This is a genomic window from Nocardia sp. NPDC050408 (assembly GCF_044458905.1).
In the GTDB taxonomy this organism is placed as follows: Bacteria; Actinomycetota; Actinomycetes; order Mycobacteriales; family Mycobacteriaceae; genus Nocardia.
Genome location: NZ_JBITIL010000024.1, coordinates 15,603 through 34,369, shown reverse-complemented (window position 1 = coordinate 34,369; position 18,767 = coordinate 15,603). Strand labels below are relative to the sequence as shown.

Sequence of the window (18,767 nt, the reverse complement as noted above, 5' to 3'; positions counted from 1 at the left end):
TTGCATCCGACTGCGACAGGTGCGTTCTACACCGCCTGATAGTTCTCGTTCTCGGTGAAGCCCTCGGCGAACTCGATGAAGTTCTGTACGACGGCCTCATTCGAGCGGCGCATGGTCCGTTTCACCAGCATGCCCGGAATTGGGATCGGGATGTAGAGCTCGACGTGATACCAGACATCGGTGCCCTCCTCGCCCTCGGTGACCTCGAACCAGCCGCCGCCCTTCACCCCTTCGGTGCTGTCGGTGACCTCCCAGGAGGAGCGGGTCTCGGTCCATTCGTACTCCAGGACCTGCAGATCCGACCTGCCCATCAGTTCCGCTTTTACGAATACCCGGCGCGGTCGCAGCACGTCGTCGCGGCTTGCGACCCGGGCGTCGCTGTAGGAGGTCGACCACTCCGGCAGCATCTCGACCGCGGCCAGCGCATCCATTACCTGCTCGGGATCGGCGTCGACGACGAAACGGATATCGGTCTTTGTACGCATTCCATACCTCCGCCCCCGCCCAACTACATCGGCAAATTGTGCCCAGCGACACATTCGCAAGTCAACCGAGCGGTCAGTGCCCGAAGCCACATCGGCCGCATATCTCGGGGTGATCACGGTCGATTATGTACGGCGAGAACAAGTTACGGTTCAGTATTTTCGAATGAACCGCGATATCGGCGGAATCAGTGGACTTGCCGCCGGAGCTGCCGGGACCGTATGTCGATCGTGCGCGAGGTATCGCATCTGCGGCTGGACAGGGGGTAACGGGCCCGCGGCGAGCGGGCCCGCTGGTGCCGGGGCTCAGTGCGGCGTTGGTTCGATGATCGCGTCCGGACCTGGGTAGACGAGCGATTCGTGCCCGTCGTCGAACCGCACCACATACGGCGGTGCGCCCTGAGGCCCGCGGACTTCCACGATTTCGCCGTGGCGATCACTCTGTCCCACAACGTGGCCGTGCACGAGGAGCCGGTCTCCGACATTCGCCATCATCGCCCCATTATCGAATGACAGTGATGCGCGTCACAAGGGCTCCCCGTACGACGCGGCGTTTCACTCGTCGCCGACGAGTCGATCGACCGCGGCTTCGATCAGTTCCTGGCTCTGCTCCTCGGTGAAGATTCCCGGCAGCGTGAGCCGATCCACGATCAGCCAATTCAGTGCCAGATACAACAGCATCACCGAGTTTTCGTCGCCGGGCAGTCCGGCCTCGAGATGGTTGCGCACATTGAAATCGAGATCCGCGCGCACGGCCTCGGTCATGACCGCGCGCAACTCCGGTCGCCGCGTCGCCTCCAAGCGCAGCTCGAGCATGGCCAGGTACCCGGTACGGAAGGCCTCGATGCGCCCGACCGTCTCCCGCATCAGTTCGGTGATATGCGCCCGCGTTTTCGGGCCCGTCGCGAGGTCGGCCATGGTGGCCGCACTCGGGGTCAACCGTTCGTAGAACCGCCCGCCCGCCTGTGTCAGCAGGTCGTCACGGTTGGCGAAGTAATTCGACGCAGTACCCGCGGGCGCCCCGGCCTCCTTGTCCACCGCCCGAAAGGTGAGCCCGCGCGCGCCCTCCTTCGCCAACACCTCGAGCGCCGCATCGAGCAGCGCTTGCCGCCGCTCCGGATTTGTCCGCACTTGACACCACTCCATCTGTAGTACTACCTTCAAACCACTTCACTTAGAGTACAACGGATCAGGCGGTATGAATATGCGAAACCTCGTCTACTACGTGGCCGTATCGCTCGACGGCTATATCGCGGGTCCAGCAGGGGAGTTCGACTTCTATCCACGCGACGCCGAGATGACGGAGTGGATCACGACGCGGTATCCGGACTTCGTACCGAGTCATGTGCGGCCGCATGTCGGTATGGCGGTGGACGAACCGAGTAAGCGGTTCGACACCGTGCTGATGGGCCGCGGGAGTTATGAACCCGGGCTGTCCGAGGGGGTCGCCAGTCCGTATGCGCATATGCGGCAGTACGTCATTTCGAGCACCCTCGGCCCGACCGATGATCCACAGATCGAGGTGGTCGCGAGCGATCCGGTTGGGCTGGTGCGACGACTGAAAGCCGAGTCGGGCGGCGATATCTGGCTGTGCGGCGGCGGCAAGCTGGCCGCGGCACTGCTCGACGAACTCGACGAAATGATCGTCAAGAGCTATCCGGTCGTCGCGGGCGGCGGCATATCCGCCTTCTCGGGTGCGTTCAACCCGACCCTGTTCACACCGACCGAGCGCCGGGAGTTCGGCAACGGCGCCCAGGTCACCTGGTTCTCCCGTGCCTGACGATCCAGCACCACGAAAGAGGTAGTCATATGCGAAAACTCGTCTACTTTGTCGGCATGTCCCTCGACGGCTACATCGCGGGGGCCCGGTGACGACATCAGCTTCTATCCGGTCGGGGACGACATGTGGGACTGGGTGAAGGCACAGTATCCAGAGACGCTCCCGACCCATATCCGCCCGCATATCGGCCTGGCGGTCGATGCGCCGAATCAGAAGTTCGACACCCTGGTCATGGGCCGCGGAACCTACGATCCGGCTCTGTCCATCGGCGTGACCAGCCCGTATGCGCATATGCGGCAGTACGTCGTTTCGAGTTCCCTCGGGCCGGTCGATGGTCCGCAGGTCGAGGTGGTCGCGAGCGATCCGGTCGGCCTGGTGCGTCGGCTGAAGCATGAGAACGGCATGGATATCTGGCTGGCTGGTGGCGGCAAGCTCGCCGCGCAGTTACTCGGCGAGATCGATGAGCTCGTCATCAAGAGTTATCCGGTGGTGGCCGGGACCGGAACCGAGGCCTTCGCGGGCGAATTCAACCCCACATCGTTCGCACCCACCAAGCGCATCGAATTCGGCAATGGCACCCAGGTCACCTGGCTGGCCAGAGCCTGAGGCCGATCTTGTCGTAGACCAGCACGATCGCACCGGAGGCCAATCCACGATGTCGCCGCCGGATTCGGCGCGCAGCTGCTTGACCGTCGCGGCCGGATCGGATTCGGCGATACGGGAGTTCGGCGACGGCGTCTCGGTCAGCGTTCGATTCCGGCTGGAAAAGCCTGACACCCACCGAGCGTTCCGTGGTCGAACTCGCCGTCTCCGGCCTGACCAATCCGGCGATCGCCGCGCGTTTGTTCATCAGTCGCGGCACCGTCAACGCATCTGGCCCACGTATACGCCGAGCTCGGTATTGCCAATCGCACCGAACTCGCCCGGCTCGCCCCAACCGATCGCCCGACTAACCGCGCAGAAACGACAGGCGCACTTGCCGATCCGGGTTGTCGACATTGAGATCGACCATCGCGATCGACTGCCAGGTACCCAAGGTCAGCGCACCGCCGATAACCGGGACCGTGGCATAGGGCGGGATCAACGCGGGCATCACATGCGAACGGCCGTGCCCGCGCGAGCCGTGTGCGTGCCGCCACCGATCATCGGCGGGCAGCAGATCGCGCAGTGCAGCGAGCAGATCGTCATCGCTGCGCGCACCGAGTTCCATGATCGCGATTCCGGCTGTGGCATGCGGCACGAAGATATGCAGCAATCCGTCCGCACCCGCGTCCCGCGCGAACGACGCGCACTGTGGGGTGATGTCGTGCACGACTTCGGATCGTCCCGTGGTCACCTCGAGCACCGTGCTTTTCATGGGCTACATCGTCCTCTCATTCGGTGTCTGCTGCCCGCAGCAGTGCCGTCACCCGTACCGATGTGTCGTGCAGTCGGTTGAACACATCCAGCTGCTCGACCGAATACCCGCCATCGCCACCGCGAACTCCCGCGCCACCACCTCGTAGTGCGGCGCGATCTCATCGATCCGCTCCTGGATCACACTGATCGACCCGCCGCCGGTCCTGTGCGTCGTGTTCGCGCAGCACATAGCGCCTTCGGTAGCCGGTCGATCATCCGCGTGATGGCGCCGGCGGTCAGGCCGGTGCGCATGGGCCAGTTCCCCGGCGGTGGCCGGACCGCCGATGCGAAGCAGAATCAAGCCGCGCAGATCCGTCACATGCAGGCCGAGCCGGTCCGTGACGGCCTGATGCGTCATCACGCCGTCATTGGCGCTGCGCTGGGCCGCAAGGCTCAATGCGGTCGAAAGATTCACACGATGGCCCCTTCGATCCTCGCCCGCTGAGGAGGTAGGAACAAATCCGCTGGACCTCGGCCGGTACTCTGGGGTGCTGTTAGCAGCTGATTGTCGATCTTGGAGGACCCTGTCGTGGCTCTCGTGGTTCAGAAGTACGGAGGATCCTCGGTGGCAACCGCCGAGCGTATCCGGCGCGTCGCTGAACGGATCGTCGAGACGAAGAAGCAGGGCCACGACGTGGTGGTCGTCTGCTCGGCCATGGGCGATACCACCGACGAGCTACTGGATCTGGCGCAGCAGGTGGCGCCCGCGCCACCGGCTCGGGAAATGGACATGCTGCTCACCTCGGGTGAGCGCATCTCCAATGCGCTGGTCGCCATGGCCATCCATTCGCTCGGCGCCGAGGCTCGCTCGTTCACCGGCTCGCAGGCGGGTGTGATCACCACCGGATCGCACGGTAACGCCAAGATCATCGACGTCACCCCGGGCCGGGTGCGCGCCGCGCTGGACCAAGGTCTGGTCGTGCTGGTCGCCGGTTTCCAGGGCGTCAGCCAGGACAGTCGCGACGTCACCACGCTCGGTCGCGGCGGCTCCGATACCACCGCGGTCGCGCTGGCCGCGGCGCTGGATGCCGACGTCTGCGAGATCTACACCGATGTTGACGGCGTCTTCACCGCCGACCCGCGGATCGTGCCCGACGCCCAGCAGCTCGAGCAGGTCTCCTATGAGGAGATGCTCGAGCTCGCCGCCTGCGGCGCGAAGGTACTCATGTTGCGCTGCGTGGAATACGCGCGCCGCTACAACGTTCCGGTGCATGTGCGCTCGTCCTACACCGACAAGCCCGGCACCTACGTCTATGGATCGATGGAGGACATCCCCTTGGAGCAAGCAATCCTCACGGGCGTCGCGCACGACCGCAGCGAGGCCAAGGTGACCGTGGTCGGCCTGCCGGACGAACCTGGCTACGCCGCCAAGGTTTTCCGCGCGATCGCCGACGCGGAGATCAATATCGATATGGTCCTGCAGAACATCTCCAAGGTCGAGACGGGTAAGACCGATATCACCTTCACCCTGCCCAAGACCGAGGGCGCGCGTGCGGTGGAGATGCTGACCAAGCGTCAGGACGTGATCGGTTTTTCGCAGGTGCTCTACGACGACCACATCGGTAAGGTTTCGCTGGTCGGCGCGGGTATGAAGAGTCATCCGGGCGTCACCGCCACCTTCTGTGAGGCGCTGGCGAACGCGGGTGTGAACATCGACCTCATCTCCACCTCCGAGATCCGGATCTCGGTGCTGGTCAAGGACACCGAACTGGACGAGGCCGTGCAGGTGCTGCACAAGGCCTTCGATCTGGGCGGCGACGAGGTCGCCGTCGTCCACGCGGGAACAGGACGATAAGCATGGGTGTACGGGTAGGAGTCGTCGGCGCGACCGGCCAGGTCGGCGCCGTCATGCGAAAACTGCTGGAAGAGCGCAATTTCCCGGCCGATGAGGTGCGTTTCTTCGCCTCGGCCCGCTCGGCGGGTAAGACCCTGCCGTGGCGCGGCGGCGAGATCGTGGTCGAGGACACCGAGACCGCCGATCCCGCGGGCCTGGATATCGCGCTGTTCTCCGCGGGCGCCACCATGTCGCGCGTGCAGGCCCCGCGGTTCGCGGCGGCCGGTGTCACTGTGATCGATAACTCGTCGGCCTGGCGTAAGGATCCCGAGGTCCCGCTGGTCGTGAGCGAGGTGAATCCGGAGCAGACCCGCAATCTGGTCAAGGGCATCATCGCCAACCCGAATTGCACGACCATGGCCGCCATGCCGGTGCTCAAGCCACTGCACGATGTGGCGGGTCTGCGGCGGCTGATTGTGTCGAGCTACCAGGCGGTCTCCGGCAGCGGTCTGGCCGGTGTCGAGGAGTTGGCCTCCCAGGTGCGCGCTGTGGTCGACGATGCCGAAAAGCTGGTGCACGATGGCAGTGCGGTGCGGTTCCCGGCCCCGAACAAGTACGTCGCGCCGATCGCCTTCGATGTGATCCCGCTCGCTGGTTCGCTGGTCGACGACGGCTCCTTCGAAACCGACGAAGACCAGAAGCTGCGCAACGAGAGCCGCAAGATCCTCGGGCTGCCCGACCTGCTGGTCAGCGGCACCTGCGTGCGCGTCCCGGTCTTCACCGGCCACTCGCTGTCGGTGAATGCCGAATTCGCCGAACCGATTTCGGTTGAGCGCGCCAAGGAAATCCTCGCCAAGGCCCCCGGCGTCCAGCTCACCGACGTGCCGACCCCGTTGGCAGCCGCGGGCAAGGACGACTCTCTGGTCGGCCGCATCCGCCAGGATCCGGGCGTACCCGACGGTCGCGGCATCGCCCTGTTCATCTCGGGCGATAACCTCCGAAAAGGTGCCGCCCTCAACACCATTCAAATCGCGGAAGTCCTGTTGGCTCAGCGCTGACACCGACCGAACGGGCCGTTCTGATCGTGAGATCTGAACGGCCCGTTTTCTTTTCGGTCATCGGATATCGAATGTCACCGACGAGCCGAGCAGCGCGGTCGGCGACGCCCCGAATGCGCGCCGGAAGGTTTCGCTCAGGTGTGACGGGGAGGCGAATCCGGCATCGGCGGCGCAGCGGGCGAGGTCGTGCCCGGCGGCCAGGCTCGCGAAAACCATTCGCAGCCGCGCCCATTGGCGGTAGCGGCGGAATGTGGTGCCGGTGTGTGCGGTGAAGGTTCGTAGGAAGTGGGTTTCCGACATTCCGGCGGCATCGGCCGCGTGTTCGGCGCGGATGTGTGCGGTCGTGGCATGCATCCGTATGCCCGGTTCCGGGCCGAGGTATCCGACATGTCCGGGCCGCACCCACAGCACCGGCGCACCGCATGTTTGTGAAAGCGCGGCCCCGGTCATGTTCGTCAGGCTAATCGGTGCCCGGCGCAATCAGCCGGTGCGAGCCGCGACGACAGGGAGATGAACGGATATGACAACCGAGGCAGTCACCGCGAAGCCGAGCTGGCAGACCAGGGCTATCACCGCACTGTTGGCATCGCGCGGCCAGAAGCGGATGCTCGGCAGCGCGGAAGGGGTTCATGCGGCGGTGCAAAAGCGCGACCGGCGCGTCAAAGAGGTACGGCCACCGGCCTTCCTGCGCAAGGCAGCGACCGTCACCTCGGATGATCTCGACGGTTGGCCCGTATTCCGGATAACGCCGAGCGCCGGTCCCACCGACGTCAGCGTGGTTTTCCTGCACGGCGGCGGCTTTTTCGCCGAGATCGTGCGCCCGCACTGGAGTTTCGTCCGCGAACTCGCCGCCGCCATTCCAGCGCAGGTCGTGGTCCCGATCTATCCGCTGATCCCACATAGCAGCGCCGCGGATATGGTGGCCACTACCGCCGCGATCATCACCCGCGCGATCGAGCAGCGCGGCTCCGGAAAGACCGTGGTCATGGGCAATTCGGCAGGCGGCCTGCTGGCGCTGGCGGCAGCACATGCCGTGCGCGATCAGGGTGGGCCGCAACCGTCGCGGGTGGTACTGATCTCCGCCTGGCTCGACGCCACCCTTTCCGGCCCGGCACTGCCCGCACTCGAACAGGTCGATCCGTTGCATCAGCGACCCGGAATGGCCGAGATCGCGCGGCTCTACGCCGACGGCCTCGACCTCCGCGACCCTCGCGTCAGCCCGCTGTTCGGTGCGATCGAGGGACTGCCGCCCCTGACCATCTTCTCCGGCACCCACGAAATGGTCCTGGCCGACGCCCGTGCCCTGACCCGCCGCGCCGAAGCCGCGGGCATACCGGTCGACTACCACGAGGGTCCGGGGCTGCCGCACAACTACGTGCTCATGCCCAGCCCCGAAGGCCGCGCGGCTCGCAAGATCATCATCGACGCTTGCCGCACGCCACGCCACGATCGGTCCGCAGTCGACCGGGACATCGCGGGCCGATAACGGTCCTGCTCATCGCGCCCTGCCCGCCCGCTTCGACCAACTGTGACGACTCGGAAGCGGCGAGAGCCCGACGAACACGTGACCGGTGCGGGCCAGCTTGGGCTCGGGGGCGGGTGGAGCAACTCGTTGTCGACGATGGTGATCGGCAGGGGACGGATCGCGTCGTCTTCTGTCGTATCGCCGCAATCGGCGGGGTTGGTGTCGTGTCGTTTCGGACAGTGGGCTGTAGTCAGTGGGGCCGTAGCCCGTCGAACACGATTGCGAAGGTGCGGCGGCGTTGCTCCGCGGTGGTGTTCGTGGTGTTGGCGGCTAGGAAGGTGCCCTTTACGACACGCATGAGGTCGTCGATATCGATATCGCGCCGAACCGCTCCGGATTGTTGTGCGCGGGTTAGTAATTCGGCGATGGCGGCGTTCAGGGCATGGGCCGGTTTGCGGTATTCGGGGGCGTCGGCGCCTACGGCTTCGGCTAGGTCGCGTTTGACGGTGCCTTCGGTGACCATGCGGTCGAGGAAGTCGAAGAAGGCTTTGCCCGGGTCGGGGGCGGTGGCGAGTTCCCGCGCGTAGGCGATCATGCGCTCGACGCGGTCCACGATCGCCGCTTCGAAAAGGGCTTCCTTGGTGGGGAAGTGGCGGTAGACGGTGCCCGCGCCTACGCCTGCGCGACGGGCGATTTCGTCGAGCGGGACCGAAATGCCCTCGGCGGCGAAGGCCTCTTGGGCGGCGGCGAGTACGCGGTCGCGATTGCGGCGCGCATCGGCGCGCAGCGGGCGCGGTTCCTCGCGATCGGTCATGAGGGCTGAGTTTACTGGAGACCTTGACAAGCGGGGCGGTCGTTCCGGATGATAACCGGGGTCAACGTTCCGCTTAATTGAAGCAGGTGTTTTCATGGTGGAGACTTCGGTGGAAAGCCCTCGCGAGCTGGTCGAACGGCTCTTTCGCGAACTGCCCGCTCGCGATGCCGACGCATTCGTCGAGCTGCTCGCCACAGATGCGGTATTCGAGATCCCCTTCGTCATTCCCGGGATGCCGACCCGGCTTGTCGGGCGCGAGGAGATCCGGGCGCATCTCGCGCAGCGCTGGTCCGGGATTTCGGGTATCGAGGTACACGGGATCTATCCACAGGTGTACGAAACAGACGATCCCGAGGTGGTTTTCGTGGAGAACGAGGTGGATATGACGGTGCCCGGCGCCGCGCGGGCGCGAGTTCGCACGTCGGTCAATGTCGTTCGGGTCCGCGACGGCAAGGTCGCGCTGTTCCGCGACTACATGGATACGGCGCGCTTCAACCGACTTGTGGATAACTGACCCAGCCGGCCCGGGCGGTCCGAAATTCCGTCGCTTCGCCCGGGTACCGACTGCTAGCCTGCGCCGATGGCGAATCCTTATCCACAGGTGTACTTCGGCGACCGGCTCGTCGACGCGGAGCAGGCGTCGGTCGCTGTCGCATCGTCGGCGGTGCTGTACGGCCTGAGTGTGTACACAGTGCTCCCGGTGCTTGTGGATGGATCGGCACGTACGGCATTTCGGCTCGACGACCATTTCCGGCGACTCGAGGAATCCTGCAAGATCATCGGCATCGACCGGTTCGCCGCCGAATGGGACTTCGCCCGATTCCGCACCGCGGTCATCGACCTGATCGCAGCCAATGCGCCGACCGAGGACGTATTCGTCCGCGCAACAGTGCATGTCGTCGAATCGATTCCGGGCACTCGGGTCCGCGGCTGCGCCATCCAGGTCAGCATTTTCGTCTACGACGCGGTGCCGATCGTGCCCCAGGAGGGTATGCGGCTGAAATCCAGTCCGTGGCGGCGCATTCCGGACAATGCGATTCCATCGCGCGCGAAAGTCAATGGCGCGTACGTCAATTCGGTACTCGCCAAACAGGACGCCATCGACAGCGGATACGACGACTGCATCTTCCTGGACGGCAACGGCCACGTCTGCGAACTCAGTGCCGCCAATATCTTCCTCGTCCGCAACGGCACCCTGATCACCCCGGATGTGTCCTGCGACATTCTCGACGGCATCAACCGCCGCACCATCCTCACCCTCGCCGCCGAAGACGGCATCCCGATCGTCGAACGCACCATCGACCTGACCGAGCTCTACATAGCCGACGAGGTCTTCGTCACCGGCACCTCATCCGGCACCTCACCGGTCACCGAAGTCGACGGCCGCCTCATCGCCGACGGCCACCCCGGCCCCCTCACCCAAACCCTCCGCAAACGCCACACCGCCGCCCTCCGCACCGATACCCATCACAACTGGCTCACCTCCCTCTGACCGCGACGGAGTGGATTCCCGTCGATGTCTTCGATCCATTGCGGATGCCCGTCACAAGTGCTCGAGGGCGGCGATGGTGCTGAGGAACAGTTCCACGTTGTCGTGCACGAATTTGTCCCGGGGTAGGGCAGCGCCTGCTGGATCCAGGCGGTGACTGTGTCACCGAACGCACCGACCAGCGCGCGGTGAGGTCGACGGCGAGATCGTCCGGATCGCGGTCGGGAACCAGCTGCGACAGGATCCCGCGGAACGCGCGGGACACGTCCTCCGAGCGGGCGAGCCGCCGCTCGGCAACGGGCGGATGTCCATATGCCTTGGATGCCTTGGTGGGCAGGATCTTTCCCTTGCAGGCGCGGCCAGGAAGAAATCCATCATGGCCTGCACCACTGCGGTGACCTGCGCCCGACTGTCCGGTGCCGCCGCATGTGGACGGCTGCTTCGGCTGCGGACCACCCAATCCGGCGGCGGTCGGCATCGCACTGAATCTCGAAAACGACCACGTCATCGGTCGTTTCACCCTCGACGAGCGCCACCAGGGCGCACCGGGTGTCGCGCACGGCGGTGTCATCGCCGCGATACTCGACGAGGCATCCGGCACGGTGCCGAGCGCCATGTGCGTGCCAGCGGTCACCGCGAAGCTCGAGGTGAACTATGTGCTTCCCGCACCGCTGCACCGATCGAGCGGCGCGAAGGCTAGCGCAAATTGCATATTCACGCTCGCCTCGAACACGACGGTGAACGCATAGCCGAGGGCAATGCCCTTCATCGCGGTCTCGCCGGATCACTTCTTCGCAGAGGGCGCAAAGGAAGGCGATATCCCGTTCTTCGGCGTGTGATTCAGCGGATGCCCGGCGTGCGCGGATCCGGACCGAGGCACACCAGAATGGCGCACCCGGGTGCGGTGTCGGCGAACGGTGGCGCCAACGGATAGTTCAGGCAGCTGAAGACATTGCAGCCCGGATATGCCGCAGGCCCGATGCCGAAGACCGCCAGCAGCAGATTCGTATCCACGAACCGCCTCGGATCCAGACGCAGCGGCGGCTCCACATACGGTCCCGGATCGGGCACCGGACGGACTTCGAAGGCCGCGAACAGCCGACGGAAAAATTCGTACGGCAATTCCGCGGTGTTCTGCACAATCCCCGAAATGCCCTCGTTGCTGACATCTCCGAAGACTCCGGTCCATACCACCGTCAAATCCAGGCTCGGAATGATGAAGACGTTCTGCAAGCCGAGTCCCGACATCGAGTAGACGTCGGCGGGCAGGTAGTCGGGGGTCTCAGCGCATCCCGGTCCGATCCAGAACAGATAGCCATAGCACTCGTTCGCCGCTGACGGTTGGCGTGCCTTGCGCAGATACGTCTGCGAAACGATTTGCTGTCCGCCCCAGCTCCCGTTATTGCTCACCAGCAACCCGAGTTTGGCGAAATCGTTCGGCGGGATCATCAGGTGGGCGTATCCATAGGTGTGCCCGGCGCGATCACGCGCCCAGTAATAATCGCCGCGTTCGATACCGAGCGGATCGAAAAGCTCACGCTGCGCGAACTGCCGCAGCGGTTCCCCGACGGCCAATTCGATGACATAGGCGAGCAGATCGACATTGCGCTGGCTGTAGCTGAATGCCGCGCCGGGCGGATTGTCCAACGGCACCCCGAGCGCCTGTACGGCACTATTCGGATCGAGCGGAATCACCCCGGTGACGCCCTCGGTGAGCACACCCACCTTCATGCCAGAGGATTCGGTCAGCAGATTCTGCACGGTGATCGACCGATGCTGCTCATCACCGAGTCCCGGCGGCAGATACCGATCGATCGGTGCTTCGATATCGAGTTTCCGCTGATCCCAGGCTATTCCGGCGAGCACGGAAACTACGCTTTTCGTCGCACTCCAGATATTCCAGGCGACATTGCCGGTCTGGTCGTTCGTCGGTCCCTCGCCGATCAAGCAGTTGTGCCGGAACACCTGCACATTCAACCGATTACGCCCGCTCGCGAACTCCAATGCCTGCGCGAGCCGCCCCGCATCCAGTCCAACCTGTTCCGGCGCCGCCCGTTCCGGCTCCCGCCCGGAAGACACGCCACATGACAGCTGCTCGGTGTGCGCGGCTTGCGCACCCCCGGCGAAGACGCTTCCCACAACCAGCGATACCGCCGCGATTCCGGCCAGGAATCCGTAGATGCGCCCCATGCGCATGAGGCTATCGCGCCAGACCACGCCAGACCGGGCAACAGGCTGAATGCGTCCCAGTCAATTGCCAACTCGGCGCGCCGATCGCCGTCATAGCGCATCGGCCACGCGCCACGCCCGCAATTCGCTCCGCACGGCGGCTCCTTCTCGGACGACGTCTGTAGCGTGTCCGCACAACGAACCAGTCCGCGGCTCGCGATGAGGACCGCGATTCCGCTCAGTTTCGCTCGAGGTCAGCGGCGTGTCCGGACAGTGAACCGGTCTGCGCCGGCGGTGAGGAGCGCGATTCCGCTCAGTTTCGCTCGAGGTCAGCGGCGTGTCCGGACAATGAACCGTTGTCGCGGTGCATTGCGCATGTGCACGAGTGTCCCGACACCGCAGGCGATGACCGTCCCGACCACAAGCGTCAGCGGCATGTGTCGGGCAAGCAGCTTCTCGCGCAACGGGTCACGCATCAGCCGCGAGCCCGCGACAATCATCAACCACCCCTCGCAGAGCGCCGAGACGAGCGCAGCCTCGACCATCGGTCGCCACGCTCCACGGTTCCGCTCGACCCGCCAACCGCCGATCGGCGCGATCCCGCTGGGTATCAGCATCATGCGTGACGAGCTGTCCGCACAGCGAACCAGCCTGCGCCCACACCCAGGACTACGAGTCCGGTCAGCACCGCACCGAGCGGCAGTGACAGCCCGACGACCAAGCACCCGGTCGCGCCGACGAACGGTACCCAGCGTGGCGGACGATCCTCGGTCAATGTCGCCGCCGAAACATTGGCGATCAGGTAATACACCAGCACGGTGAACGACGAAAACTCAATGGTCGCATGCAGATCGACGGTTCCCACGACCACCGCAACCACCGCACCGACCGCCAACTCGGCCCGATGTGGCACACCGAAGCGCGGATGCACCGCGGCCAGCGCACCCGGCAGATGTCTGTCGCGTGCCATCGCAAGCACTGTCCGCGAAACGCCGAGTATCAACGCGAGCAGCGATCCGGCCGCCGCGAGCACTGCACCCACCCGGACCAACGGTGCCAACCCAGACACCCCCGCCGTCGAGACGACCCTGGCCAGCGGATCGATCGCCTGCGCGAGCCCCGCCGACCCGAGCACCTCGAGCGCGGCCACCGCCACCAGCGCATAGACCGCCAGCGCGAGCCCGAGCGCGATCATGATGGCCCGTGGAATCGTGCGTCGCGGATCGCGCACCTCCTCGCCGAGGGTGGCGATGCGGGCATATCCCGCGAAGGCGAAGAACAGTAATCCCGCGGCCTGCAAGACCCCGCGCGGACCGATCCGGTCGGCCAGAGTTGTTGCGGCGGAATGGTTTCCGAACATGCCCACCCCGACGACCACTGCCAGCACGGTCAGAACCGCCGCCACGATGATCCGGGTGGCCAGCGCCGATTTCTGCACACCGGTGTAGTTGATCGCGGTGATCGCGAAAACCGCCGCGACCGCGACGACCCGCGAATGTTCCGGCCACGCGTATCCGCCCACCGTCAGCGCCATCGCAGCACACGATGCGGTCTTACCCGCGACGAATCCCCACCCGGCCAGATATCCCCAGAACGCACCCAGACGCTCGCGCCCGTACACATATGTCCCGCCCGACACCGGATACCGCGCGGCAAGCCGCGCCGAGGAGGTCGCATTGCAGTACGCCACCAGTGCGGCCACCGCCAAGGCGAGCAGCAGCCAACTGCCCGACGCGCCCGCCGCGGGAGCAAGCGCGGCGAAGATGCCCGCACCGACCATGGACCCGAGTCCGATGACCACGGAGTCGGTTAGTCCGAGCCTGCGTCGCAGCGCGTCGCCGTGCGTTGCCATTGCTGCATCATCGACCACACCGCCCTCGACCACGAATCGAGCGGAAATGTAAAACGCCGCCAGGTTGGTAAACCTGGCGGCGCTGAGTCGCCGGACGCCACGCCAACGTCACGACTCGAGTGCCGACGTCCCACAAGCGCCTCTCGGCGAGTGGTCGCTCGTAGCGACAAATGGGGTGAGGCCCGGGGCTGTCCGGACGCCGACAGAGGTGATCAACGGTCCGCAGGCCGGATGTATTCCACGAATTCGGATGTGATGCGCACCACGAAACTCGTCTGGTCGGATCCCGCCGACACGTCCTCGGGATTCTCAGCTGACCTGTGCGGCGCAAACCCGCCTGTAAGGCACGGATGGATACTGCGGCCACAGACCCTGGACCGACCGATATGCACCCGCTGAGCTTCCCCGAGTTGCGTCGTCATTCAGGCCGGTCGCGAATGCGCGCCGAGACACCGGAGGATGCAGCGGCTTCGCGACCCGACGCGCCAGCGTCGGCTGGCACCCCGGCCTTTGCCTTTACGGCAGAAGCCGATGTCTTCGCACTCGAGGCCGGATACACATCGGCAGATCCGCGGACGGCACGCCTGCGCCCAGCGGCTGTGATCACATGCGGGATGGCCGTTCGATGGGTAGGTCCTGTGGATGGCAGGCGTGCGCCACGCCGCGCCGCCCGACTGTTATCAGATGTGGGATTGCTGCGGTAGGTCCTGTGGACGGCATGCCTGCGCCGCGCCGACTGTGATCAGGTGCGGGATTGCCGCGGTAGGTCCTGTGGACGGCATGCCTGCGCCGCGCCGACTGTGATCAGGTGCGGGATTGCCGCGGTAGGTCTTGCGGACGGCACGCGTGCACCGCACCGCGCGCCCAGCGACCGTGATCAGACGCGGTATGGCCGCTCGATGGGCAGGTCCTGCGGACAGCACGCCTGCGCCGCACCGCGCCGCCCGACTGTGATCAGATGCGGGATGTCCGCTCGACGAGCGGGTCCTGGCACTGTCGGCAGCCCGTGGGTGGCGGTTCGGGGCGGTACGGACTCGGGTATCGCAATCTAGAATCAACGAGCTCATGAGGTGAACAGGGGGGATCGGTTTGTCCGATGATCTGGTACTGATCGAAATGCTGGCCGCGTTGGAGCGCAGTCCGGAGGTGCTCGCGCTGCGGGTGCGGGTGGTCGAGCTGTTGATCGATCGTGGTCGCCATGCCGAGGCGCTGGCCCAGTGTGCGACGGCGCTCGCCCAGGAACCGGGGCACGCTCGGGTACTGGAGTTGTTGCAGCAGTGCACGATTGCGCTCGCGGGTGGTGCGCCGGGCGTTCAGGTGCCCAGCGAAATTCGATCCCCTCGTACGGAGCGCGCTCCTTCGACCGAGTCGGCGCCGGATGAGGCGAAAGACGCACCGCTGCAATATGATTGGGTCGCTGCCGAAGAGCAGGTCGGTGACATCATCGCCCCGGCGTTCATCAATGAGGGCTCGCGCGAATACGTCAGCGACTCCGATGTCGGCGTGTTCGAAAAGCCCACCGTCAAGCTGGCCGATGTCGGCGGGATGCAGGATGTGAAGCGTCAGCTCGAACTCACCCTGCTCGGCCCGATCCGCAATCCCGGATTCGCCAAGGCTTTCGGCACCTCCGCGCGCGGTGGACTGCTGCTCTATGGCCCGCCCGGCTGCGGTAAGACCTTCATCGCCTCGGCGGTCGCAGGTGAACTCGGCGCGAATTTCTATCCGATCGAAATCGCCGACATCCTCGATATCTATCACGGGTCCGGTGAGCGCAATCTGCACGAGGTCTTCGAAATGGCCCGCCGCAATGCGCCTTGTGTGCTGTTCCTCGACGAGGTCGACGCTCTCGGGCACAAGCGCAGTCAGATGGCTGGTTCGACCTGGATGCGCAATGTGGTGAATCAGCTACTGAGTGAAATGGATTCGGCAACCCGCAGCAACGACGGCGTCTACATCCTCGGTGCCACCAACCACCCGTGGGACCTCGATGTCGCCCTGCGCCGCCCCGGTCGGTTCGACCGGATGATCCTGGTCGGCCTGCCGGATCCCCAAGCGCGCCAGGCGATTCTGCACTACCACCTCGAGGATCGTCCCGTCGCGGGCATTGATCTCCCGGCCATCGTGCGGCGCACCGACGGCTTCTCCGGTGCCGATCTGGCCCACATCTGCACCTCGGCAACGCAATTGGCGATGGCCGATTCGATCAGCACCGGCACCGTGCGCCCGGTCGGCATGGCCGATATCGAGGCCGCGCTGAGTCAGATCAAGCCGAGCGCGGGGCCCTGGTTCGAATCCGCACGCAACGTAATCGAATTCGCCAATGGCGACGGCGCCTACGACGAACTCGCGAAGTACATGCGAGCCAAGAAGTTCCGCTTGAAGTAGGCGCGGCCTGTTCGCGCGGCCGCTACCAACCCGCACTTCGTCCGGCGGAGGGGCGCGTCTCGAAGCGCGCAGGCGACCGGTCCCTGCCGTGACCGCCACTGCATCCGCTGGCTTACCAGCATGGCAGACGCTTTTCTTGATCATTTCTAATTCTTGACAGACTGGAAGAGCGTGCACGCCGAACTCGGCAAACGCGTCGAGGAAGGTGTCCGCGCCCGACTGGACGCCTGGTACCGCATGTCCGAAAACAGCTCCGCCCCCGACCATTTCGGTCGGAGGCGGAGCGTTTCGTTATATGGGGGGCAGGATGCCACGGGCCCCAGGTCTCGGAATTACAACAGGCCCCACCAATAGAGCAGGCAGGCCAGCACCCAGACAACCACGGTTTCCATCGCCGCTCCAATCTCCTTGGCGCCCTTATCCACCATCATCCGCCGATTCGCGCCAACGCGCCGCAAACTTGTCGGGATCTTCCATAAATAACGCGACTACCTGCGGTTTTTCTCCTGCAAGGTCTTCTTAAGTGCCCAACAAGCCCGCGACGGCATTGTTTGTGTCAACACCGCAACACAAGCCACCACCGGGGTGGGGAACCGGACTCGACCTGTTCACGAGGGGTAACAGGTCGCGTTTCGGGGGTAGTGCCAGCCGGGCCGGTCCACGAGGGGTGACCGGCCCGGCTGGCGCTTTTATCGGGGGCAACCACTTCGGATGGCTCTTCCCGGAGCTGACAGGCGCACTGAGTCGCCGCTGCCGAAGGTAACCATTCGGTGCGCGCCGACGATCCCATCCAAGGGTGTATGTAGCCGGGCCGGTTCACGAGGGGTGACCGGCCCGGCCGGGCCTCGAGCGGTCAGCCGACGGTCTGGAGCAAGTAGTCGGGCAGTTCGTAGCTCTCGGTCTTGGTGAGCATCTTCATCATGAGCGGCTTCATGATCTTGGTGGTCATCAGCCTGCTGACGAACAGGCCCGCGCGGATGCCGAAGCGGGATTTGGGCGTCATCGAGCGCAGGCCACCCGGCGGCAATTCCTGCGCGGTGGCGACGAACGGCCGCAGTACCTCTTCGTAGCGGGCCAGCGCCGCTTCGGGATCGGTTGCGTGCGCGGCGATTTCACCGGCCAGCACGTACGCGCCGACCAGTGCCATCGCGGTGCCCTGTCCAGTGAGCGGCGAACCGCAGTAGCCCGCGTCGCCGAGCAGCACCACGCGGCCCTTGGACCAGTTCGGCACGTCGATGCGGGCCAATTCGTCGAAGTAGAAATCGTCGGCGGTGGCCATTGCGTCGCGGACGGTGCTCGCGATCGTGCCGCCGTCGACCAGTCGCTCACGGATGAGCTGCTGCTGTGCCGCGACATCACGACGCAGCGCCGGATTCGCGGCGTCGCGAATGACGACCAGTGCCTTGCAAGTGGCGGGATCGGCATCCGGACGCAGTCCCACACCGGTCGCGCCGACCAGGGAATTCATCGCGATCCAGTGCTGCTCGGCATAGTCGGGCGTCGGCAGCGTGAAGAAGGACATATAGCCGCCGAGGTAGGTGGAGAAATCCTCCTCCGGGCCGAAGACCAGGCGACGGGTCGAGGAATGCAGTCCGTCCGCGCCGATCACGATGTCGAACCGTTCGGTGCTGCCGGAGGCGAAGGTGACATCCGCGCCCGCGCCGTCCTGACTGATCTCGGTAACCCATTCGCCGTAGCGGTAGTCGATGCCGCCCGCCTCGTCGAGCAGATCGAGCAGGACCTGGTTCAGGTCGCCGCGCGTGATCTCGATCTCCGCGACCGCGCCCTTACCCTCGAAGACCTCCGCGGCCATGCGCAGCAGTTCCTTGCCCTCGCTGTCCACGAAAACCATGCCGCGCTCGTCCAGTTGGGATTTGCGGATGCCCGGCATGAGCCCCATCCGCTGTGCCACCTCCACACTCGGACCGCGCAGGTCCACGGCCTGGCCGCCCGGTCGGGGCGCGGCCGCCCGCTCGACCACGGTGGCCTGGATCCCGGCCCGGAGCAGTTGCAGGGCAACGGCATTACCGCCGATGCCGCCGCCGCAGACGAGGACCCGTGGGCGGTTGGCGGCGGGGTTGGTGTTGCTCATGATCTGTTC

Annotated in this window: 20 protein-coding genes and 1 pseudogene; 10 read left to right on the top strand and 11 right to left on the bottom strand. The window is 65.2% G+C overall.

Annotated features, from left to right (window positions below):
- Positions 1-26: 26 nt before the first annotated feature.
- The 3 genes from ACIBJI_RS37880 to ACIBJI_RS37870 form a co-directional block, all read right to left on the bottom strand.
- Complete coding sequence (locus tag ACIBJI_RS37880) at positions 27-485, bottom strand: SRPBCC family protein (protein WP_364359818.1); 459 nt, start codon at positions 483-485, stop codon at positions 27-29.
- A gap of 303 nt (positions 486-788) precedes the next feature.
- Positions 789-977, bottom strand: coding sequence for a DUF1918 domain-containing protein (locus ACIBJI_RS37875; RefSeq protein ID WP_040686020.1), 189 nt, complete (start codon positions 975-977; stop codon positions 789-791).
- A 60-nt stretch (positions 978-1,037) separates the two neighbouring features.
- Positions 1,038-1,628, bottom strand: coding sequence for a TetR family transcriptional regulator (locus tag ACIBJI_RS37870; protein ID WP_364359814.1), 591 nt, complete (start codon positions 1,626-1,628; stop codon positions 1,038-1,040).
- A gap of 58 nt (positions 1,629-1,686) precedes the next feature.
- On the opposite strand from ACIBJI_RS37870, the gene ACIBJI_RS37865 reads away from it, so the two are divergent.
- The 3 genes and pseudogenes from ACIBJI_RS37865 to ACIBJI_RS37855 all read left to right on the top strand — a co-directional run bounded on the left by ACIBJI_RS37865 (position 1,687) and on the right by ACIBJI_RS37855 (position 3,215).
- Positions 1,687-2,262 carry a dihydrofolate reductase family protein gene (locus tag ACIBJI_RS37865; RefSeq protein ID WP_397087984.1) on the top strand — a complete coding sequence of 192 codons (576 nt, stop codon included), beginning with the start codon at positions 1,687-1,689 and terminating at the stop codon, positions 2,260-2,262.
- A gap of 29 nt (positions 2,263-2,291) precedes the next feature.
- Positions 2,292-2,868 (top strand): annotated as a pseudogene (locus ACIBJI_RS37860) (dihydrofolate reductase family protein).
- 101 nt (positions 2,869-2,969) lie between these two features.
- Entirely contained in the window at positions 2,970-3,215 is a 246-nt protein-coding gene (locus ACIBJI_RS37855) for a helix-turn-helix transcriptional regulator (protein ID WP_396958014.1), read from the top strand.
- Here ACIBJI_RS37855 and ACIBJI_RS37850 read toward each other — a convergent pair.
- The gene (locus ACIBJI_RS37850; RefSeq protein WP_364359802.1) at positions 3,212-3,619 is read right to left on the bottom strand and encodes a secondary thiamine-phosphate synthase enzyme YjbQ; all 408 of its coding nucleotides are present in this window, start codon (positions 3,617-3,619) and stop codon (positions 3,212-3,214) included. The genes ACIBJI_RS37855 and ACIBJI_RS37850 overlap by 4 nt on opposite strands.
- 48 nt (positions 3,620-3,667) lie before the next feature.
- Positions 3,668-4,075, bottom strand: coding sequence for a hypothetical protein (locus ACIBJI_RS37845; protein WP_397087957.1), 408 nt, complete (start codon positions 4,073-4,075; stop codon positions 3,668-3,670).
- 114 nt (positions 4,076-4,189) lie between these two features.
- On the opposite strand from ACIBJI_RS37845, the gene ACIBJI_RS37840 reads away from it, so the two are divergent.
- Both ACIBJI_RS37840 and ACIBJI_RS37835 read left to right on the top strand, forming a co-directional pair.
- Complete coding sequence (locus tag ACIBJI_RS37840; protein ID WP_364359796.1) at positions 4,190-5,455, top strand: aspartate kinase; 1,266 nt, start codon at positions 4,190-4,192, stop codon at positions 5,453-5,455.
- 2 nt (positions 5,456-5,457) lie between these two features.
- Positions 5,458-6,492, top strand: a complete 1,035-nt coding sequence (locus tag ACIBJI_RS37835) for an aspartate-semialdehyde dehydrogenase (RefSeq protein ID WP_364359793.1) — start codon at positions 5,458-5,460, stop codon at positions 6,490-6,492.
- A 57-nt stretch (positions 6,493-6,549) separates the two neighbouring features.
- On the opposite strand, the gene ACIBJI_RS37830 is transcribed toward ACIBJI_RS37835, so the two are convergent.
- Positions 6,550-6,942, bottom strand: a complete 393-nt coding sequence (locus tag ACIBJI_RS37830) for a helix-turn-helix domain-containing protein (RefSeq protein ID WP_364359790.1) — start codon at positions 6,940-6,942, stop codon at positions 6,550-6,552.
- Between the two features lie 70 nt (positions 6,943-7,012).
- Here ACIBJI_RS37830 and ACIBJI_RS37825 point away from each other — a divergent pair, with 70 nt between their 5' ends.
- Positions 7,013-7,978 carry an alpha/beta hydrolase gene (locus ACIBJI_RS37825; protein ID WP_364359787.1) on the top strand — a complete coding sequence of 322 codons (966 nt, stop codon included), beginning with the start codon at positions 7,013-7,015 and terminating at the stop codon, positions 7,976-7,978.
- Between the two features lie 229 nt (positions 7,979-8,207).
- On the opposite strand, the gene ACIBJI_RS37820 is transcribed toward ACIBJI_RS37825, so the two are convergent.
- A complete protein-coding gene (locus ACIBJI_RS37820) occupies positions 8,208-8,771 on the bottom strand; it encodes a TetR/AcrR family transcriptional regulator (RefSeq protein ID WP_397087954.1) in 564 nt (187 codons plus the stop codon).
- Between the two features lie 94 nt (positions 8,772-8,865).
- Here ACIBJI_RS37820 and ACIBJI_RS37815 point away from each other — a divergent pair, with 94 nt between their 5' ends.
- The 3 genes from ACIBJI_RS37815 (at position 8,866) to ACIBJI_RS37805 (ending at position 11,009) form a co-directional block, all read left to right on the top strand.
- The gene (locus ACIBJI_RS37815; RefSeq protein ID WP_364359782.1) at positions 8,866-9,285 is read left to right on the top strand and encodes a nuclear transport factor 2 family protein; all 420 of its coding nucleotides are present in this window, start codon (positions 8,866-8,868) and stop codon (positions 9,283-9,285) included.
- 66 nt (positions 9,286-9,351) lie between these two features.
- Positions 9,352-10,263, top strand: a complete 912-nt coding sequence (locus ACIBJI_RS37810; protein ID WP_397087952.1) for an aminotransferase class IV — start codon at positions 9,352-9,354, stop codon at positions 10,261-10,263.
- Between the two features lie 413 nt (positions 10,264-10,676).
- On the top strand, positions 10,677-11,009 hold the full coding sequence (locus ACIBJI_RS37805) for a PaaI family thioesterase (RefSeq protein ID WP_364359776.1): 333 nt from the start codon (positions 10,677-10,679) through the stop codon (positions 11,007-11,009).
- 91 nt (positions 11,010-11,100) lie between these two features.
- Here the strand turns inward: ACIBJI_RS37805 and ACIBJI_RS37800 are convergent, their stop codons facing one another.
- From ACIBJI_RS37800 to ACIBJI_RS37790, 3 genes are all read right to left on the bottom strand, one after another.
- On the bottom strand, positions 11,101-12,450 hold the full coding sequence (locus ACIBJI_RS37800) for a serine hydrolase (RefSeq protein WP_364359773.1): 1,350 nt from the start codon (positions 12,448-12,450) through the stop codon (positions 11,101-11,103).
- A 308-nt stretch (positions 12,451-12,758) separates the two neighbouring features.
- A complete protein-coding gene (locus ACIBJI_RS37795) occupies positions 12,759-12,974 on the bottom strand; it encodes a hypothetical protein (protein WP_396957930.1) in 216 nt (71 codons plus the stop codon).
- 71 nt (positions 12,975-13,045) lie between these two features.
- Positions 13,046-14,281, bottom strand: a complete 1,236-nt coding sequence (locus ACIBJI_RS37790; protein WP_397087949.1) for an APC family permease — start codon at positions 14,279-14,281, stop codon at positions 13,046-13,048.
- 1,089 nt (positions 14,282-15,370) lie between these two features.
- Here ACIBJI_RS37790 and ACIBJI_RS37785 point away from each other — a divergent pair.
- Positions 15,371-16,666, top strand: coding sequence for an AAA family ATPase (locus ACIBJI_RS37785; protein WP_397087947.1), 1,296 nt, complete (start codon positions 15,371-15,373; stop codon positions 16,664-16,666).
- Between the two features lie 853 nt (positions 16,667-17,519).
- On the opposite strand, the gene ACIBJI_RS37780 is transcribed toward ACIBJI_RS37785, so the two are convergent.
- Positions 17,520-18,758, bottom strand: coding sequence for an FAD-dependent monooxygenase (locus tag ACIBJI_RS37780; RefSeq protein WP_396957924.1), 1,239 nt, complete (start codon positions 18,756-18,758; stop codon positions 17,520-17,522).
- Between the last annotated feature and the right edge of the window lie 9 nt (positions 18,759-18,767).

What these genes read in the sequence shown, in the direction of transcription:
- ACIBJI_RS37820 (WP_397087954.1), bottom strand. Translation starts at nt 8,771, where the DNA reads ATGACCGATCGCGAGGAACCGCGCCCGCTGCGCGCCGATGCGCGCCGC.
- ACIBJI_RS37825 (WP_364359787.1), top strand. Translation starts at nt 7,013, where the DNA reads ATGACAACCGAGGCAGTCACCGCGAAGCCGAGCTGGCAGACCAGGGCT.
- ACIBJI_RS37850 (WP_364359802.1), bottom strand. Translation starts at nt 3,619, where the DNA reads ATGAAAAGCACGGTGCTCGAGGTGACCACGGGACGATCCGAAGTCGTG.
- ACIBJI_RS37880 (WP_364359818.1), bottom strand. Translation starts at nt 485, where the DNA reads ATGCGTACAAAGACCGATATCCGTTTCGTCGTCGACGCCGATCCCGAG.
- ACIBJI_RS37875 (WP_040686020.1), bottom strand. Translation starts at nt 977, where the DNA reads ATGATGGCGAATGTCGGAGACCGGCTCCTCGTGCACGGCCACGTTGTG.
- ACIBJI_RS37865 (WP_397087984.1), top strand. Translation starts at nt 1,687, where the DNA reads ATGCGAAACCTCGTCTACTACGTGGCCGTATCGCTCGACGGCTATATC.
- ACIBJI_RS37835 (WP_364359793.1), top strand. Translation starts at nt 5,458, where the DNA reads ATGGGTGTACGGGTAGGAGTCGTCGGCGCGACCGGCCAGGTCGGCGCC.
- ACIBJI_RS37815 (WP_364359782.1), top strand. Translation starts at nt 8,866, where the DNA reads ATGGTGGAGACTTCGGTGGAAAGCCCTCGCGAGCTGGTCGAACGGCTC.
- ACIBJI_RS37800 (WP_364359773.1), bottom strand. Translation starts at nt 12,450, where the DNA reads ATGGGGCGCATCTACGGATTCCTGGCCGGAATCGCGGCGGTATCGCTG.
- ACIBJI_RS37795 (WP_396957930.1), bottom strand. Translation starts at nt 12,974, where the DNA reads ATGGTCGAGGCTGCGCTCGTCTCGGCGCTCTGCGAGGGGTGGTTGATG.
- ACIBJI_RS37810 (WP_397087952.1), top strand. Translation starts at nt 9,352, where the DNA reads ATGGCGAATCCTTATCCACAGGTGTACTTCGGCGACCGGCTCGTCGAC.
- ACIBJI_RS37790 (WP_397087949.1), bottom strand. Translation starts at nt 14,281, where the DNA reads ATGGCAACGCACGGCGACGCGCTGCGACGCAGGCTCGGACTAACCGAC.
- ACIBJI_RS37830 (WP_364359790.1), bottom strand. Translation starts at nt 6,942, where the DNA reads ATGACCGGGGCCGCGCTTTCACAAACATGCGGTGCGCCGGTGCTGTGG.
- ACIBJI_RS37780 (WP_396957924.1), bottom strand. Translation starts at nt 18,758, where the DNA reads ATGAGCAACACCAACCCCGCCGCCAACCGCCCACGGGTCCTCGTCTGC.
- ACIBJI_RS37870 (WP_364359814.1), bottom strand. Translation starts at nt 1,628, where the DNA reads ATGGAGTGGTGTCAAGTGCGGACAAATCCGGAGCGGCGGCAAGCGCTG.